Origin of the sequence: Acetobacter tropicalis (assembly GCF_001580915.1) — a bacterium.
Lineage (GTDB): Bacteria > Pseudomonadota > Alphaproteobacteria > Acetobacterales > Acetobacteraceae > Acetobacter > Acetobacter tropicalis.
On record NZ_LHZQ01000218.1, the window covers coordinates 1 to 16,278 of the forward strand.

General features: G+C 56.1%; 13 protein-coding genes, 1 tRNA gene and 1 pseudogene. 10 read left to right on the top strand and 5 right to left on the bottom strand.

From position 1 onward, the window contains the following. Positions 1-200: 200 nt before the first annotated feature. On the bottom strand, positions 201-2,468 hold the full coding sequence (locus AD944_RS12600) for a protein-disulfide reductase DsbD family protein (RefSeq protein WP_045541635.1): 2,268 nt from the start codon (positions 2,466-2,468) through the stop codon (positions 201-203). A 73-nt stretch (positions 2,469-2,541) separates the two neighbouring features. On the opposite strand from AD944_RS12600, the gene AD944_RS16835 reads away from it, so the two are divergent. Together AD944_RS16835 and AD944_RS12605 are read left to right on the top strand one after the other, a co-directional pair. Further along, positions 2,542-2,715 (top strand): hypothetical protein, encoded by a 174-nt coding sequence (locus AD944_RS16835; protein WP_156477260.1) that lies wholly within the window; start codon positions 2,542-2,544, stop codon positions 2,713-2,715. A 318-nt stretch (positions 2,716-3,033) separates the two neighbouring features. Further along, the gene (locus tag AD944_RS12605) at positions 3,034-4,155 is read left to right on the top strand and encodes a glycosyltransferase family 61 protein (protein WP_052427097.1); all 1,122 of its coding nucleotides are present in this window, start codon (positions 3,034-3,036) and stop codon (positions 4,153-4,155) included. A 148-nt stretch (positions 4,156-4,303) separates the two neighbouring features. Here AD944_RS12605 and AD944_RS12610 read toward each other — a convergent pair whose 3' ends face one another. Then, on the bottom strand, positions 4,304-4,822 hold the full coding sequence (locus AD944_RS12610) for a thioredoxin family protein (RefSeq protein WP_052427096.1): 519 nt from the start codon (positions 4,820-4,822) through the stop codon (positions 4,304-4,306). Positions 4,823-5,098: 276 nt separating this feature from the next. Here AD944_RS12610 and AD944_RS12615 point away from each other — a divergent pair, with 276 nt between their 5' ends. Both AD944_RS12615 and AD944_RS12620 read left to right on the top strand, forming a co-directional pair. Then, positions 5,099-6,004: an amidohydrolase family protein gene (locus AD944_RS12615; protein WP_045541632.1), complete on the top strand. Its 906-nt coding sequence runs from the start codon at positions 5,099-5,101 to the stop codon at positions 6,002-6,004. Between the two features lie 62 nt (positions 6,005-6,066). Then, positions 6,067-7,299, top strand: a complete 1,233-nt coding sequence (locus tag AD944_RS12620) for an MFS transporter (RefSeq protein WP_045541629.1) — start codon at positions 6,067-6,069, stop codon at positions 7,297-7,299. Between the two features lie 126 nt (positions 7,300-7,425). On the opposite strand, the gene AD944_RS12625 is transcribed toward AD944_RS12620, so the two are convergent. Next, positions 7,426-7,962: a DUF1269 domain-containing protein gene (locus tag AD944_RS12625; RefSeq protein ID WP_035379926.1), complete on the bottom strand. Its 537-nt coding sequence runs from the start codon at positions 7,960-7,962 to the stop codon at positions 7,426-7,428. A gap of 258 nt (positions 7,963-8,220) precedes the next feature. Here AD944_RS12625 and AD944_RS12630 point away from each other — a divergent pair, with 258 nt between their 5' ends. Further along, a complete protein-coding gene (locus tag AD944_RS12630; protein WP_045541628.1) occupies positions 8,221-8,706 on the top strand; it encodes a hypothetical protein in 486 nt (161 codons plus the stop codon). 604 nt (positions 8,707-9,310) lie between these two features. On the opposite strand, the gene AD944_RS12635 is transcribed toward AD944_RS12630, so the two are convergent. Next, complete coding sequence (locus AD944_RS12635) at positions 9,311-9,526, bottom strand: zinc-finger domain-containing protein (RefSeq protein ID WP_006558838.1); 216 nt, start codon at positions 9,524-9,526, stop codon at positions 9,311-9,313. A 476-nt stretch (positions 9,527-10,002) separates the two neighbouring features. Here AD944_RS12635 and AD944_RS12640 point away from each other — a divergent pair, with 476 nt between their 5' ends. Beyond that, positions 10,003-11,055: an alpha/beta fold hydrolase gene (locus tag AD944_RS12640; protein ID WP_236709150.1), complete on the top strand. Its 1,053-nt coding sequence runs from the start codon at positions 10,003-10,005 to the stop codon at positions 11,053-11,055. A 232-nt stretch (positions 11,056-11,287) separates the two neighbouring features. After that, a tRNA-Arg gene (locus tag AD944_RS12645) sits at positions 11,288-11,364 on the top strand. Between the two features lie 334 nt (positions 11,365-11,698). Here AD944_RS12645 and AD944_RS16460 read toward each other — a convergent pair. Continuing rightward, positions 11,699-12,450, bottom strand: a pseudogene (locus tag AD944_RS16460) (IS5 family transposase). Between the two features lie 831 nt (positions 12,451-13,281). Here AD944_RS16460 and AD944_RS12655 point away from each other — a divergent pair. From AD944_RS12655 to AD944_RS12665, 3 genes are read left to right on the top strand one after another with little or no spacing between them, the layout of a single operon-like run. Then, a complete protein-coding gene (locus AD944_RS12655) occupies positions 13,282-13,776 on the top strand; it encodes a hypothetical protein (protein ID WP_082741159.1) in 495 nt (164 codons plus the stop codon). A gap of 3 nt (positions 13,777-13,779) precedes the next feature. Beyond that, positions 13,780-14,808 carry a tail fiber domain-containing protein gene (locus tag AD944_RS12660; RefSeq protein ID WP_045541626.1) on the top strand — a complete coding sequence of 343 codons (1,029 nt, stop codon included), beginning with the start codon at positions 13,780-13,782 and terminating at the stop codon, positions 14,806-14,808. A gap of 8 nt (positions 14,809-14,816) precedes the next feature. Further along, entirely contained in the window at positions 14,817-16,166 is a 1,350-nt protein-coding gene (locus tag AD944_RS12665) for a CotH kinase family protein (RefSeq protein ID WP_045541625.1), read from the top strand. The last annotated feature ends 112 nt before the right edge of the window (positions 16,167-16,278 follow it).

Below are 16,278 nucleotides of genomic sequence, written 5' to 3' on the forward strand. Positions count from 1 at the left end.
AGTGAAGAGTGAAGAGTGAAGAGTGAAGAGTGAAGAGTGGAAGGGGTAAGGCGCTGAAAACCCTATTCTGAATTTCCCAAGCGCAGGATTACCACAGGGTTATGCTTGTCACCCATTCCCCAAAGGAGGGTTTTTAGAAACCCCTAAAGGCGAAAGCGGGAGAGAGTAGTTTACCCCCTCCCGCCGCGTCCCACTGTTTCTTATTTTGTCTGATTTTCGAGTGTGCTGATCACCAGCCCCGGTGTCAGAATTTGCGGCAGGGTGACCTCCGGCCCGTGGGCGGGGCTGTAGATGTAAAGCGGCACCCCATCACGCCCGCGTTCTTTCAGAAAAGCGCTGATGGCGGGGTCATGGTTGGTCCAGTCTCCGCGCAGCATGGTAATGCCCTGTTTTGCAAATGCCTGCTGGGTTGCGGGAACATCCAGCGCCACCCGTTCATTCACCAGACAGGTAATGCACCATGCGGCGGTCATGTCCACAAACACTGGCTTGCCTGCGGCCTTCAGGGCCTCAAACCGGGCGGTGCTGAAGGGCTCCACGCCTTTGGGCAGGGCAGAGGTCTGTGGGCTGGCCGTTGCCGAACCCTGCTGGTGCAGAAGGGCGGGAATAAGCGCCAGTGCGCCCAATAACCCCAGAAGCGCCAGCCCATGCAGGGCGGCATTGGTGCGCGTGTGCCCTTGCTGGATCAAGCGGGTCTGCGCCACGCCATACAGCCATGCGGCAAAACTCAGCAGCACCATGCCAGTGGCAAGCAGCAGCACAACGGAGGCCCCACCTTCCAGCGCCGCCACCCACAGCAGCCAGACGCAGGAGCCGAGTAGGGGAAAGGCCAGAAACTGGCGCAGATACTGCATCCACGGGCCGGGGCGCGGCATGCGGGCAGCAAGGCCCGGTATGGCGGTCAGCAGCAGGTAAGGGGCGGCCAGCCCCAACCCCATGGCGGCAAACACCGCCAGCCCCGCAACCGGCGGCCCGGAAAGCGCACCGGCAATGGCCACCCCCATGAACGGGGCGGTGCAGGGCGTTGCCACCACCACGGCCAGAATACCCGTCAGCACATCATGCCAGTGGCCGTGCTTGGGTGTGCCGGAAACCCCGCCAGATACCGGCATGAATTCAAAAACACCCAGCAGATTCAGTGCCATGCCAAACAGCAGCCATGTTATGAGCGTGACAAACACCGGAGACTGGAACTGAAAGCCCCAGCCTTCTGCTGCACCGGCCACACGCAGCGCCATCATCAACCCGCCAAGGGCCAGAAACGTGACCATCACCCCCAGCGCATAACACCCGGCGCTGGTAATCTGTGTGCGCCGTTCCGCCTTGCCCAGTTTGGCGACGGAAAGAGCCTTCATGGCCAGAATGGGGAAGACGCAGGGCATCAGGTTCAGAATCAGCCCACCCAGAAACGCAAATACAACCTGCTGACCAAACCCGGCCTGTGTCAGGCTGCTGGCGGCTGTGGCGCTTCCCCCACGAGGCGCCACTCCGCCTACGGCACCCGGCGCGGGCTTGGCGGTCTGATACAGGGCGTGTTCGCTGCCTGCTGCGTCTTTCAGAACAAGAATGCCGGAAAGGGACTGGGTTGATGCAAGGTCGGGCAGGCGTTTCAGGTGCAGTTCCACAGCGCCGTTCTGCACGGCCTCGTTCTGCGGGGCCGCCTGATCAATCAGGCCCGGCTTGTCTGGCATGAACCACGCTTCTTTCACCGCGCGGGGCGAGAGATCCTGCCCGCTCACGCGCAGCGTGCCATCTGCGGCAAGGGTAGCGGTATAAGGCGAAGGAACCGGCGTGGCCTGCATAGCGGCCTCAAACAGGGGCGTTTGAGCGGAAGGATGTGGTGCGCCTGCGGCCAGAGGCAGGCTGAGGTCTGCTTCCTCCGGCACGCAGACACTGGCGCACACCAACCAGCTTGCGTGCGCTTTAAGCGTGGTGGGGGCATCCGTGCCAGAACCTGCGCCTGTGGCGGAGGTTTTTTCGGCAGAAGCAGCCTCTTTTGCCGCATGCAACGACAGGGAAAGCGGCAACACCACATCGCCCGTATAGGCATAGGACATCAGTGAGGCATCACGGATGCGTTGAGGTGTGGGCCACTGGATGGCGTCGGTTTTGCCCGTCAGCCCACCTTCCGCCGTTATGGTGACTGCCGTGGCCTCTCCGGCATCACCGGGGTTCTGCCAGTATGTGTGCCAGCCCGGTTGCAACTTCAGGCGTAGCGCCACACGCAGGGGCGTGCTGCTGTCTACCGTGTCACTGTCGGTTATCAGTGTGGCAACGCTGTGCTCGGTGCTGACTGCCGCGCTTTCCGCCGCCTGTGCCTGCGGCAGATAGGCTCCTGCCGCCACCATGGTAACCGCAGCCAGCAGGGCACAGGCCCCTGCGGCCCAGAGACTACGCAACACAGCACGCGTGCGCGGGGCAGCGGTTTGATCAGGCGGAACAGAGCAGGGCAGGGCTCGGCAAGGCATGCACGGACTTTCGAGTAGGAAAAAAACAGATGTGGTTCTCTTATAGACCAGAACGGGCCAGGGACGGCAGAGGATGCGTACAAAATTGGTGCAGATAACGCGGCTGCGCAAATGGCACAGGCTTGGGGGCATGGTAAACACGCTGCACGGACGGTCTGCGGGGCGTGGCGCTGCCATGGCGGAATGGCCCCATTGGGGCCCCTTCCTCTGCGGGGAACATCCTGCTCTTCTAACTGGGGGGGGCTAAACGCGTCTGAGCAGACAGGCGGCGTGCCGTGTCTTGTTCAAGCGGGTCCTTTCGGTTCTCAGCGCCGGCTGTAGGATGTCGCCACGCAGGCAACAGGACCGACTGTTACGAGCATGCCACAGTTGCGGATAATGAGCCCCCCTTAGCAGAAGAGAACCGGCAGTAGGGCCATGCTCGGCCTCTCATAGGCTTATACTGTGCAGGGAGAGGGGCTGTTATCTGGTGTTCCGCTGGCCTAAAATCGGTCAGCCCGCCTGATATGCGGGGTGCCAGTTCGTTCGTGGGGCTGGTGCGTCTCATTTAGCCAAAGCAGTACCTATGTTTTCTTTTGCCCGATTGTTTCGCCGCAAGGCTTCCGTGGCGTCAGCCGTTTCTGCGCCTCTTACGTTGGCGGAAGCGGCGTCCAATGTGCGGGTGCTGGATAATGCGCAGCCACAGCCAGCCGGGCTGGTGGACGATGGGTTCCTGCCAGAGGGGGGGCGCTCCCTGTTCCGTGGCTGGGTTTCAGAGCCTCTTGTTCTGCGGCAGTACGAGCTTGAAGATGTGGTGCTTGACCGCACGCTGATGGTGTTTCTCAAGGATGGACGGCCCATTATGGATACCGCCTATCTGCAACCACAGCAGGCCGTGGCGGAGCTGACCGTGCGGAAGGAGGATCTGGTGCCCGTACCACCGGGGCAACCCGCCATGGCCGCCTGTTTTGACCACTGGAGCACCAATTATTACCACTGGGTTGTGCACACCGTGCCCCCCCTGTTCAGCCTGCGCCAAAGCGGGTTTGGAGGCGGGTTGATCCTGCCCCATCTGACAGAGTGGCAGGAGGAAACCGTGCGGATGAACGGGTTTGATCCGGCCCGTGCCACCCTGACAGAGCCAGGGCGGCAATATGCTTTCCGCAAAGTGATTTACACAGATTGCGTGCGCGGCGCAGCGGATTTTTCCATTCTACCAACATCCCGTCAGGCCTATCACGCGCTGGCGGCGCAGGCCGGGGTGACAGGGCAGGAGGCCCGAACGCTTGATCTGTTTATTGAACGCGGAGGTGCCGCCAACCGTCTGATGCCCAATGAGGGTGATCTGGCACAGGCTTTGGCGCAGGCCGGGTTTACCATTGTAAGGCCGGAAACCCTGAGTGTGGCCGGTCAGATGCGGCTGTTTGCGCGAGCGCGGTTGGTTGTGGGGGCGTTAGGCGCGGGTATGGCCAATCTGGCATGGTGTCGGCCCGGCACGGTGGTGTGTGAGCTGGTGCCCCAGCAGCATCAGAACCCCTGCAATTTGGCGCTGGCCATGCAAATGAACCTACCCTATTGGGGCGAACTGGTGGAAACGGGGGTGGAGACGGAAAGCCATGTGGCGGCGTCTCAAAAGGGGTTCAATGTGCCGGAACTGGTGCAGCGCGCCCAACAACTGGCCGCATACGCGCAGGCTCATGTGCAATAGCTTTGAAGCGTGCGCGCTGCCCTGGATGGACCCAATGGTGGGTGGGGTAGTAGGCCCCCTATGCAGCCTGCCAGCACCGTTTTGGATCTGTGCTGGCTAACAACAAAAAAGCTGCCGGGAAAACGCTGCCTCCCGGAGAGAAGAAGGCTTACGAACGTTTGGACCATTCCGCCAGTTTGTCCACCACGGCCTGCGCGGACATAGTGCGGGCATTGCCCAGTTCCAACGTGGTATCCGCGTTCAGCACCTTGCCTTCTGGCGTGACAATAAGAGCCACCGGAATGGCTTTGACTGTCACACCATATTTGCGGGCAATATCCATGTTCTTGTTGAAGTGGTCCACATTGACTGAGACCACAACAAAGTTTTCCTGCACCCATGGCGCAATGGCCGGGTGGCTGAGCACACCTGCCAGCACGCGGCAGTCCGGGCACCAGTTTGCGCCAAAATCAATCAGCACCTTGCGGTTGGTCTTGCGGGCTGCGGCAAAGGCGTTTTCCACGGCCTGCGGGGCCTCTTCCGGTGCGGCGTAGGGGTGGGCAACGGCGGTAATCTGCGCGTTACCAACTTGCGGTAAGGGGTGGGCCGCAAGGGCCGCACCGGTGCCGGAAAAAGCCGTAAGGGTGGTTGCCAGCATAAGGGCGGAAAAAGACCGTGACGCAACCATGCACAGATGCTCCAGAAAAGGGTACAAAAAGAAACCAACTGTAGGCTGAGACAGGGGGCTGCCGTCAATCCTTGTAACGGACGGAAACGGGCGGATAGTGGACCGAATGCTGTGGGCAGGTTGGGCACAGGTCTTTTTTGCATGCGGATGGGGTGATCTTCACGCCGTTGTTACGGAAAATAAAAACGGTGGCGCGGGAAACGCTTGTTAAGCTGCTGTGTCATAACACCCGGAAAGCGGATTGAATCCGCTCGATTTTTTTGAGTGAGTCTGCCCATGCCCTCCTCTGTTGCGCCTGTGGATGAAACCGTAACCTGCCCGGCACCCTTTGCAACGTTGCAGCGTCCCACGTTTGTGGTGCCTGATCTTGCCTGTGATACCCATGCCCACGTGATTGCGGAGGATACCGCCCGTTATCCCTTCACGCCAGACCGCAGCTACACGCCGCCGCCCGCGCCGGAGGCCGCCTATCTGGCCATGCTGGATGCGCTGGGGTTGCAGCGTGGTGTTCTGGTGCAGCCCAGCATTTACGGCACGGACAACCGCTATATGCGTCATGTGCTGGCGCGCCATCCAGACCGTTTGCGCGGCGTGGCTGTGATTGATGCCACTGTCAGCGATGCAGCACTTGAGCAGATGCATGCTGAAGGCGTGCGGGGCGTGCGCATTAACGCCCTGTTTCGTGGTGGTGTGGCGCTGGACAGCATGGAGCAGATTGCCGCACGCATTGCGCCCTTTGGCTGGCACATGCAGTTTCTGATTGATGTCGCGCGCGGGCTGGAACTGCTGCCCCGCATTGCGCGCCTTGGGTGCGGGGTGGTGATAGACCATATGGGCTATCTTACGCCTTCCGTTGCGCAGGATGTTGGGGCACTGCGGGCACTTGAAAAATGCGTTGCGGAGGAAGGCTGGTGGGTAAAACTCTCCGGCGCGTACCGTCTGGTGCAAAACCTTGAGGACATGCGGCAGGTCACGCCGCTTGCACAGGCGCTGATCCGCGCCAACCCGGAGCGCATGGTGTGGGGGAGTGACTGGCCCCATGTGGCCGTGCGTGACATGCCAGACACCACAGATCTGCTTTCCATGCTGGCGGAATGGGCACCGGATGATGTGACACGCAACCATATTCTGGTGCGGAACCCTGCGGTGCTCTACGGTTTTGCGCAAAAGACGCCAGACTGAACCCGTAGCAAAACTCTTTTTAAAATCGTCTGTTCCAATAATAAGAAAAACTGGAAAACAGTATGACGTGGCTGACCGGGCTTTCCCGTGCAGAGAAAGCAACCTGCCTCTCCGCCTTTGGTGGCTGGATGCTTGATGCATTTGACTACATGATTTTCACCTTTGTCATTACCACGCTTATTGCGCAGTGGCACATCAACGCGGCTTCTGCCGGGGCATTGGTGACAGTCACGTTGCTGTTTTCTTCCATTGGGGGATGGGGCGCAGGCATTCTGGCAGATCGGTTTGGCCGCGTGCGGCTGCTTCAGGCCAGCATTCTGTGGTTTTCCGCCTGCACATGCCTTATCGGGTTTTGCCAGAATTTTACACAGCTTTTTATTGTCCGCACCTTGCAAGGTATCGGCTTTGGCGGGGAATGGGCCGTAGGCTCCGTTCTGGTGGGGGAAATTGTGCGGCCCGAACACCGGGGGAAGGCGGTCGGGCTGATCCAGAGTGGTTGGGCCGTGGGGTGGGGTGCGGCGGCGGCGCTCTATGCGCTGGCCTTCAGTGTGCTGCCGCCCCATCTGGCGTGGCGCAGCCTGTTCTGGGTAGGCATTCTGCCCGCCTTTCTGGTGCTGTATGTGCGGCGTCATGTACCGGAACCTGCGGGGTTCCAGGCGCTACAGGCCACGCGGCAGAAAGCGCAGGCTCAGCCGTTCTGGGCCATATTCAGCCCCGCTCTGTTCAGAACAACCGCGCTTTCTGCGTTGCTGTGCCTTGGTATTCAGGGTGGATATTACGCCATTACCACATGGCTTCCTACCTATCTGGAAAGGGAGCATGGGCTTTCTGTCATCCATACGGGTGAATATCTGATGGTGGTGATTATCGGTTCGTTTCTGGGGTATGTGTGCGGGGCGTTTCTGGCTGATGCCTGGGGCAGAAAACCCACATTTTCCTTTTTTGCCGTGCTTTCCCTGTGCAGCGTGATTGCCTACCTGCTGCTGCCGCTTACCAATATGGAAATGCTGATTGCAGGCTTCCCGCTCGGGTTTTCTGCATCGGGCATCTATAGCGGTCTGGGGGCGTATTTGTCCGAACTGTTTCCGCAGGCGTTGCGGGCAAACGGGCAGGGATTTGCCTACAATTTTGGGCGCGCCATGGGGGCGTTCTTCCCCGGCCTTATCGGCTTTTTAAGCCAGAGCATGGGTCTGGGCAGGGCCATCTGCCTGTTTGCCGCCTGCGCGTATGGCGCAGTCTTGCTGATTGTGATGTGTCTGCCGGAAACAAAAGGTAAGGTTTTGCAGAATTTCTGATTATTCATAGGAAAACAACAGCAGGCATGAATCCCTTCCCGTGCTGGCAAAAGGATTCATGCCCCTGCATAGGGCACCGCTTCTGTCACCCTATTCCTGTTGTGTCTTTACCTGGCCTGTGGGGTTTCAGGCGGCAGGCTGTGGCACAGCGGCTTTTTCAAGTACGTTTTTCAGTTGAGCTTCACTTTCAGGGGAAAGGGAGGTTTGCAGCACACGGGCGTGGCCCTTGAACTTCTGAAGATCTGCCAGCACTTTTTCAGGCTGCGCTTTGCGCACCAGAATGAACAGGGCAGAGGTATTGGGCGGAATGGTCTCGCTCAGAGATTTGATGAAATTATCATCAATACCGTAATCCGAGAGCTTGCCCGCCAGTGCGCCAGCCCCGGCGCCCACCACGCTGCCAGCTACAAACCCGGCCAGCGGGTTCAGGCATAGAAGCCCCACCAGCACGCCCCAGAACCCGCCGGAAAAAAGGCCCCAGGATGCACCAGCTTTTTCAAGGTTGATGCTTTGGTGCAAATGCACCTTGCCCTCGGCATCACGCACCACCACCACGGCGTCTTCAAGATCGAGCAGGTATTCTTTCTGTAGTTTCCGGCATTCTTCCAACGCCAGTGTGGCGTCATTGGTATGGTCAAACCCCAGAACAACAAGATCAGACATGAAATTCGCTCCTTATAGCGTAGGGGAGACAGAGTATTCCGTCAGTCATTCTCCACGCTGTGACGTAAGGATGCAGAAGCACAGCACCTTTGCCTAATGCGTTTTGCAGAAATCAGACATTCATGAATTTTATAATTTCATGAAACAGGACCGATAAGTTCCTGAAAACAGCACGCATAACAGACCGGCATGCAGCTCACTTGTCCGCATGGCGGCCTCGCCTGATAGTGCGCACAAACATATATCAGGAGGTTTGACATGAAGGGGTTTCGTCACGTTGCCCTGCTGGCAGCCTGCGGTCTGGCTTTTGCTGGCGCTGCACACGCCCAGACAGCACTGAACACGGCGCCCGCGCCAGCCGCTATTGTACCAACCGCCACGTTGGGGAGTGAAGCCCCCATGACTGCATCAAACGCCGCATCCGGCGTGCTGGATCATGATGGTGTGCCCACGGTTGACAACGCCACCGCAGGCAATATCGCCGGGCTGATGTATTACTGCTATGCCCGCGACATTGATGACGACACAACCGTGCGGTCCCTTGGCCGTTCTCTGGCCAAACGCGGTGATGTTCAGTCTGATGCCACATACCCCAGTGGTGGGGCAGGACTGCTGCTGGTTGGCAGCGGTGGCCGTCTGCTTGACCTGAATACCCTTGGCAAGGATCAGCGCACCGCAACCTGTGCCCATGCTGCCCAGCGCGGCATTGAACTGGATGACGGTTCCTTCCTGCTGCCGTCCTGATTTTTCAGGCAAGATCCCTTTTACGCAGAGTGTGGCTTCTGCGTAAAAGGGATGTCCGAAAATATTTTTTGTAAGTTAGACAATAAAAAAATTCAGTTCTTCTCTATTCTTTGCAGCGCGTGAGGTGACACTCCCTACCAAAATCCAATGGGCATAGGGGCAAGTCGTTCTATTCACACGCAAAAAGTGTATTGCATTCCAGATTAGGGATTTCTCCTGAAAACTCATTCTTTAAGAACGGTTTTTCTAATCTGATGTCTTTGGATACAGATTGTTTCTGGCAGATCCAGCCTGGCACGATAGAACTATTTTTCGGGTATCTAGAATGTCTATAGGCAGACATCGAAGGAACGCACCAGTAAGCCCCATCGACACGACAGGTTCTCATCTTCTCCTTCTACTGGAACACACAGCAAGAAAGTTGGTAAGTGTGACGTCTCCTTCAATGAGAAGGATCAGGACCTTTTCTGCTTTCCTGCCAGCCTGATGCTTTACCCCGTTGTCCGTTGAGGGCACCGGGAAACAGGTGGCGTCAGATCGTCACGCACACAGAGGAGTGGCAGTATAAAAAGGGCTGGCAGGCGTGGACAGGCAGGAGGCCGGGTTAATGTCCGTGGTCGTCATGCGCGCCGGGCTGGAGCACAAACAGCCGAGAGCAATAGGGGCAGACGGTCTGGTGACCACCAATTTTCAACCAGACACGCGGGTGCCCAAGCGCGCCCAGGCCGCCATCGCAGGCAATCTTGCGTCTATCCACCACAATGGTTTCCACATGCCCAAGCCGGGGATGAGGCACCGGATTGGTTGGCTGAATGAGCATTCCGCAAATCCTCCCTCTGGCGCACGGTACTCTTTTCATGAGGTGTGCGGCCAGCCTGTTCGTGCAGCCTTCAGCCCCCGCATGGTTTTCACATGGGCATGACTGGCGCTGATATGGCGGGGATGATACGCGGTTGAGGGTCGAGTTCCTACCATCCCTCTCATCCCATCCGCGTGAGCATGCTGTTTTTTCTACCGTTTCTTCCCCGTGTCAGTAGGGTCTTTCACCGTACAGAGGGGGCTGGTGTGGCCCCTGTAAGGATGCATGTGCCTTCGGGATGCAGGGCCGCCCGGTTTGATAGGGCACCATTGGGGCAGATTCCGTTCAGGCAGGCCTCTTTTCTTGCGATTGTGCGAGGTGTGGCGCAGTTTGCCTGTGTTCACGCTCGTCTTGCCCGGTTGACGCGCCTTCTGAGTGTCAGGTTTTGGCGCACCAGAAGCCACGCGGGTGTCGCCTGCGCTATCTTGCGGGGAAGGGTGGGTTTGGCAGCACTTGCTGTCGGGCTGGCTGGATGCACAACAACCCTACCGCCACCACCCAGGCCGCCTGCCCGTTTCGCGGCTGCAGCGCGGCTTGTTCCGCCAGATCACACTTTTGTTCTTTCTGATGGCGCGCGTATGCCTGCGCGCGTTTGGCCCGCACAGCAGCACGAACACGCAGTCCTGCTGGCCCTGCATGGGTTTAATGACAGCCGGGACGCGTGGGAGGCACCGGCCCCGTTTTTCACTCAGCACGGTGTTACGGTCATCGCGCCAGATCAACGGGGATTCGGGCAGGCCCCCCTCCGTGGTGGCTGGGCAGGAACAGCGCGCATGGTGGCGGATGTGCGTGAGGAAGTAGCGCAAATTCAGAAAATACATCCGCAGACTCCGCTTTATCTCGCGGGGGAAAGTATGGGCGGCGCTGTGCTGATTCTGCTCATGGCCCAGTCGGAAGCGCCAAGGGTGGCCGGCACGATGCTGCTTGCGCCTGCCGTATGGAATCTGGGGGCGGGGGCCGATATTCCGCTGCGGGTGCTCTCCACTCTCTTTCCCAGAAATCTGGTAACAGGGAGAGAACTGCCCGTGCATGTTGTGGCCAGTGACAATATGGCCGCGCTGATTCGTCTGTATTATGACCCACTTACCCTGCGTGCTACGCGGCTGGAAGCCTTGCAGGGGTTGGTGGCCCTCATGAAGCAGAGCGCCCGCGCCGCCCGGCACATCCATGGCCCCACCTTGTGCGTTTACGGAGACAAGGACCAACTGGTGCCGCCGTCTGCCATGGCGGAAGTTTGGCGCAGCATGCCCGCGCATGTGCGGCTGGATCTGGTGCCCGGTGGCCACCATCTGCTTCTGCGGGACCGCAATGGCAAGCTGGTGATGCAGGACATGCTGGGATGGATGAACACGCCAAATACATGGCTGCCCTCTGGTGGCGATAGTGCCACAGCCGCATGGCTGGCGCAGGGCGTGGGAGAAAACGGGTGGGGGAAAAACACTCTGCCGCTCTTCCTCCCCGCCCAGATGGACACACTCGCAGGGCCCTGATTGGGTACCGGAACACACTCCCGCTATTTGTGGCAGTGCCGCACGCGTATCACTCACTTTTTACAGGAGAATATATTCCTTCCTCATTGCGCGACAGAACGTAAAGCCGGCCTTTTGCTGGTGCTCTTAACCTTAAGGGCACTACGGGCAGATGCTTTTTCTGGTGGAATTGTCTCTTTGTCCGCAATACAGGCTTGGCAGCATCCCGCCTTTGCGCTAGGGAAAGGCCCGTGGACCCGTAGCTCAGCTGGATAGAGCGTCGCCCTCCGAAGGCGAAGGTCGAAGGTTCGAATCCTTTCGGGTCCGCCATCTATGGAACAAAACCGCAGTTTATAGCCATTTTTTCATGGTGTTAGACGCTATTGTTTTTGGCGTTAGACACTTTCTCAAATTTTGCCATAGCTTCAAGCTCCATCTTTTTTTGCTCGACTGATTTTGTATAGCGCATGACTTTGGCAAGGGATCGGTGGCCTAGAATCGCAGCTATTTTGATGCGGGGAGCGGCACAATGGGAGTGTCGCCGCAGCGCACCAGTCCTTGAAGACATTATAAAAAGCCATTCACGCCATATGGCTTCCCATCACTGATGCGCGATAGGTCAGTCTGGTCGCGTCCGTTCCAAGCATCCTGGGCTAATCGACATTCATGCGATCCAAATCATGACTGCTGCGATATAGATGAAGCCGGTGAAATGGATGGTTCTGCGATCGTAGCGCGTTGCGAAACGACGAAAATGTTTGAGGAGATTGAAGCATCGTTCGATACGGTTTCGGTCTTTATAAAGAGCCAGGTCGTGCGAGATGAACACCTTGCGGTTCCGTTTTGACGGAATGACAGCCTCTGCGTTCATGACGGCAATCTTTTCGCGGAACCCATTGCTGTCATAAGCCTTATCGGCGATGACCGCGCTCGCAGCCTGGCCTTCGAGCAATGCAGGTGCCTGGGTGGCGTCATGAACCTGACCGCCGGTGATAATGAACCGTAACGGTCGACCCAGAGCGTCGGCCAGCATGTGGATATTGATGGTCAATCCACCTCGGGAACGCCCCAGCGCCTGATCTTGCGCCCCCCTTTTCCGGTCGCCGCGTGCTGGTGGGCACGGACAATGGTGCTATCGATTATCAGATGCGCATTGTCGCGATCGGCGGTCAGCGCAGTGAGTACCCGCTCCCACACGCCGGCATGGCACCAACGACTGAAGCGCCGGTGGACCGTCTTCCAGTTTCCTTAGCGTTCAGGCAGGTCGCACCAGTGAGCGCCAGATCGCAAGACCCCTAAACATCCTTTTACGAACAGACGGTTATCCGATCCAGTCCGCCCAGGATCACTCGCTTTCCCAGGCAACAGAACCCTGATCTGCTCCCACTGCGCTGTGCTCAATTCGTATCGCTTGATCCCCATCGCATGCTCTCCCCATCAACACGGAGACCTATGAAGCAGCGATTAGCCTATTTGGGAATCCTGAATGTCGATTGACCCTAGCTCATCCCTTCAGATCTGAGTGGATGGGTATCCAGAGACATGCGCTAGCCTCTGCTGCGTTCCACTCGTCCATTTTTGCAGGTATTGATCTATTTCTGCATCTGTCCAAGCATGGATACCTTCGCTTTTTTGTCGTTTAACCTTCACCGATACCGTTGGATCATCCTCTCGCCAGCTTTTGCCAATAGCGAACAGCATCAACTGGCTGAGAAGTCGCGGATGTGCGTTCGAGTGGTGGTGGCATCGCCAAGAGTGTTGATTGTGGCCATCGCATGCTGAGCTTTCGTTTCAGCAAAAGGACCGCATCCAGCCGGGTTTGAGCGTATGCGTTGCAAGAACAGATTATACACGGCCTGAGTGCTTTTCCTCAAGTTTAGGTATTCATCAGATTTTTTCCATTGGATGATTAGAAATTCGAGAGAGCCTAATTGGACGCGTTTCCTTCCGGCCTTCTGTGATCTTGATGCTTTCAAGTTCTTTTATCGCCAATGCTCGAAATGCGCTTACTGACAACGCAAGGTACTCTGTTGCCTCTTTGGTGCGCATTACCTTGCGTTTTACGTTAGATGCAGACACGCTCCTTATTTGTGGATGTTCTAAAAATGTCCTTGTTTGCACGCGTGGTCATCCTTACTCAGGACATATCCTGTCAGGATTTCTTGAAAACCGGCTTTTATGTAGCCAGTTTTTTGTGTCTGATGCTCAACTCAAAACTGGAGGCGTCCATATGGACGGAACACCATAGTGTCGAGGACAACCACGTCCTCAGGGACACCTATCCCTGCATTGCCGCTGGCATCCTCCGTCTCAGTGACGGATACGGTCATTGGCGTTGTGACATCGGGCGGCGTGACTGCTGCTGCGAAATTTGCAGTATCTGCGGAGCAGGGCGGCCAGGCCGCGACTGACACCGAGCCTGCGGTGCTTACGCCTGATATCCCGCTAGACGATGCCACAAAAATTGGCAGCACAGGCAAGACTTTATCCGATGTGCTGGCGCGGGCCGATCAACTGCCGTCAGGCACATATTACGTTGATCAGAACGATGTTGTTCGATTGGCGCGTCAGGTAGGTGAGCTACCAGATGACGTGTCGCTGAACGGCAATGTTTACATGGCAGGCGCAACTGCTCTGCCGACAGGCCTTACTTCAAATGGTGGCGTCATCATGACCGACGGTACCATCTATTTCCCCAATACCTGGAACAATAACGGCGTCCTGTGCGCCGCTGGAGTATAAATTATGTCTGTAGCAACTGGTAATCCTGTTTTTGAAACTGTTGGTGGTGATGCTTCCGCCGCCACTGTGACACCAACTGGCAGAACGACGGCTGGCAGCTTGGCTGATCTGGCCGCACAGGTCGTGACGAATACGACTGATGCAGGAACGGCAAAAGCCAATGCTGCTTCTGCGCTTAACACAGCCAATTCCGCAGCAGCGCAGGCTACAGAGGCGCTGTCTCAGGCCAGCAAGGCAATTACGTCCAGCAGTGCTAACATCGCTGGCGGATATGCTGCGCTGGATGGTTCAGGGAATGCCAATGTTCCTGGAAATATGGCTGTGGGTGCCAGCAACTCTGGAGCACGATCTTTTTCCATTGGCCATACGGGTCTTAAAGACTGGATCAGGTTTCAGTTCTATACAGGGACAGGTGTCGCGGCCAACCCAGACTTTGTTTTTATCGGTATGAATGGTACAGGCAATACGGATGGGACTTGCGCTTTGCAGGGGACGGCTTTTCAACCCCTGTCCTCTAATACAATGACCCTTGGGTCATCTAATAATGCATGGTCTGGTATTACGTCTCAGACCGCTGTTGATGTCATTTCTGACTTGAATGACAAAAATATCATCGGCACGCTTGGAAATGCTACATATGCGGATGTAACTGCTAAGCTTCGTGTCGTATGGGCGTCCATTTCTGGTGTCGTCTATACCCTCAAATCCGGTCAGTCCGGCCGACAGCATATTGGTGTCATTGCACAGTATGTGGCCGCTGCGTTCAAGGCGGAGGGACTGGATGCTGCTGACTTTGGTGTGTGGTGTTCCACACCCAAAAAGCAGATTGTCACCAAGGCCGTTGATGGTCAGAAAATAATGTCTATCGAGCCTGTTTACGAGACCGATGGTAAGACCCAGGCAACTCAAGAAACCATTCGATATGCTGAACTGCTTTCTCTTGGTCTGTTTTGTGAAAAACTGGAACGTGCTGATCTTGAGGCGCGTGTGGCTGCGCTGGAAAGCAAATCCACGTCTTCTATAGCCGCTTGAGGTGATGTATGAGCGATATTCTTGACAATACAATCTGGGCGCTGAACAGCGCCCAGACCTCTGTGCAGATCCCGCGTCCGTCAGGGCAATTTCGTATGATTCTGACGGGAGATTTGCCTGCATCATCCAGTGATACAACAAGTGTGAAATGTGCTCTGATGCAGGGTGAAAATATGCTTTTCAGGTGTGCTGCTGATATCTCATGGCAAGGTCAGTCTTCCATGGCTGACCCAAAGCACAATTTCAAATTGAAACTGAAAACCGAGGCAACAGAGGACAAATTTTCCGTCAAACTTGGCTCGTGGGTGCCTACGAACAAGATTGACCTGAAAGCCTATGGTCAGGGTCCCAACAAGAATTATGGCAATTCTGATCGGTCCATGGTGCGGGATACGACTGCCGGGAAAGTATGGCGCGCAATTCGGCGTGCAAGCTCTTTTCCGGACAATATGATCGTGCCATTGCACGCCTGGGCCTACGATCAGGTAAACGATAATGGATTAAGATCCGGCGCCCTTTTTTCCACAGAAGGGTTTCCTTGTGCTCTGTATTTTGGTTCGGATTTTTACGGTCTTTATACATTCCGGTCCACGGCTCCTAATGAGGATTATCTCATTGATGAGAAAAATCCTATGCATTATCTGCTACAGCCGCAGCACATTCATGGAACGGGTGCTAATTCCTGGTATCAGTTTGATAGTAGCGGGTGGGCCATTAGTAGTCCGAAACTCAAGGGTTATGATGACCAGGATGACATATCAAAGAAATTTCCAAAACAGTTTGCTGTCATAAACAGGCTGTTTACATATTTTGGGAATGTTTACTCTGGGGCGGATACTCTGGCCAATGCAGAGCAGTATATCAATGTTTCTTCATGGATAGACTATATTCTATTTTGTGAAGTTGTTGGAAGTAACGACGCGTTCATGAATAATGTCATGCTCGCCTCATGGGATGCTACCAGTACATCAGGACTTTGGCATCTATGCGCTTATGATCTGGATGAAACTTTCGGGATATTATTTGGAAACACTGGAACAAGCACACTAAACACTCCAGAGGGGATGGGGTTTGTGAGCAACGTAAACCGTTTTACCAATGGTATTTTCTACGATCTCAACCAGTTTTTTGCGCAGGTTATTCGGTTTAGGTATGCCAGTCTTAGAAAAATAGGTGTTATTTCTGAGACATCCTTGTTTCAAATGGTCTTTGAAACAACCCATTTGATGGACCCTGATGATGTTGAGACTGACAACACCATGTGGGGTACGAATGTTCAGGCAAAGATCGGTTATATCCTGAACTGGATTAATCGGCGTATATCCTGGTTGGATCAGCAGTGGGGCTACAGCGGGTAAAAACCTGACCGTCTGACGATGACTTTTGCCGCCGTTGGGCGGTTTTTTTGTATCCTAAAAACACATAACAGGCACATGAGCGAGGCTGATGCCTCCGCGTCGGATGATGACC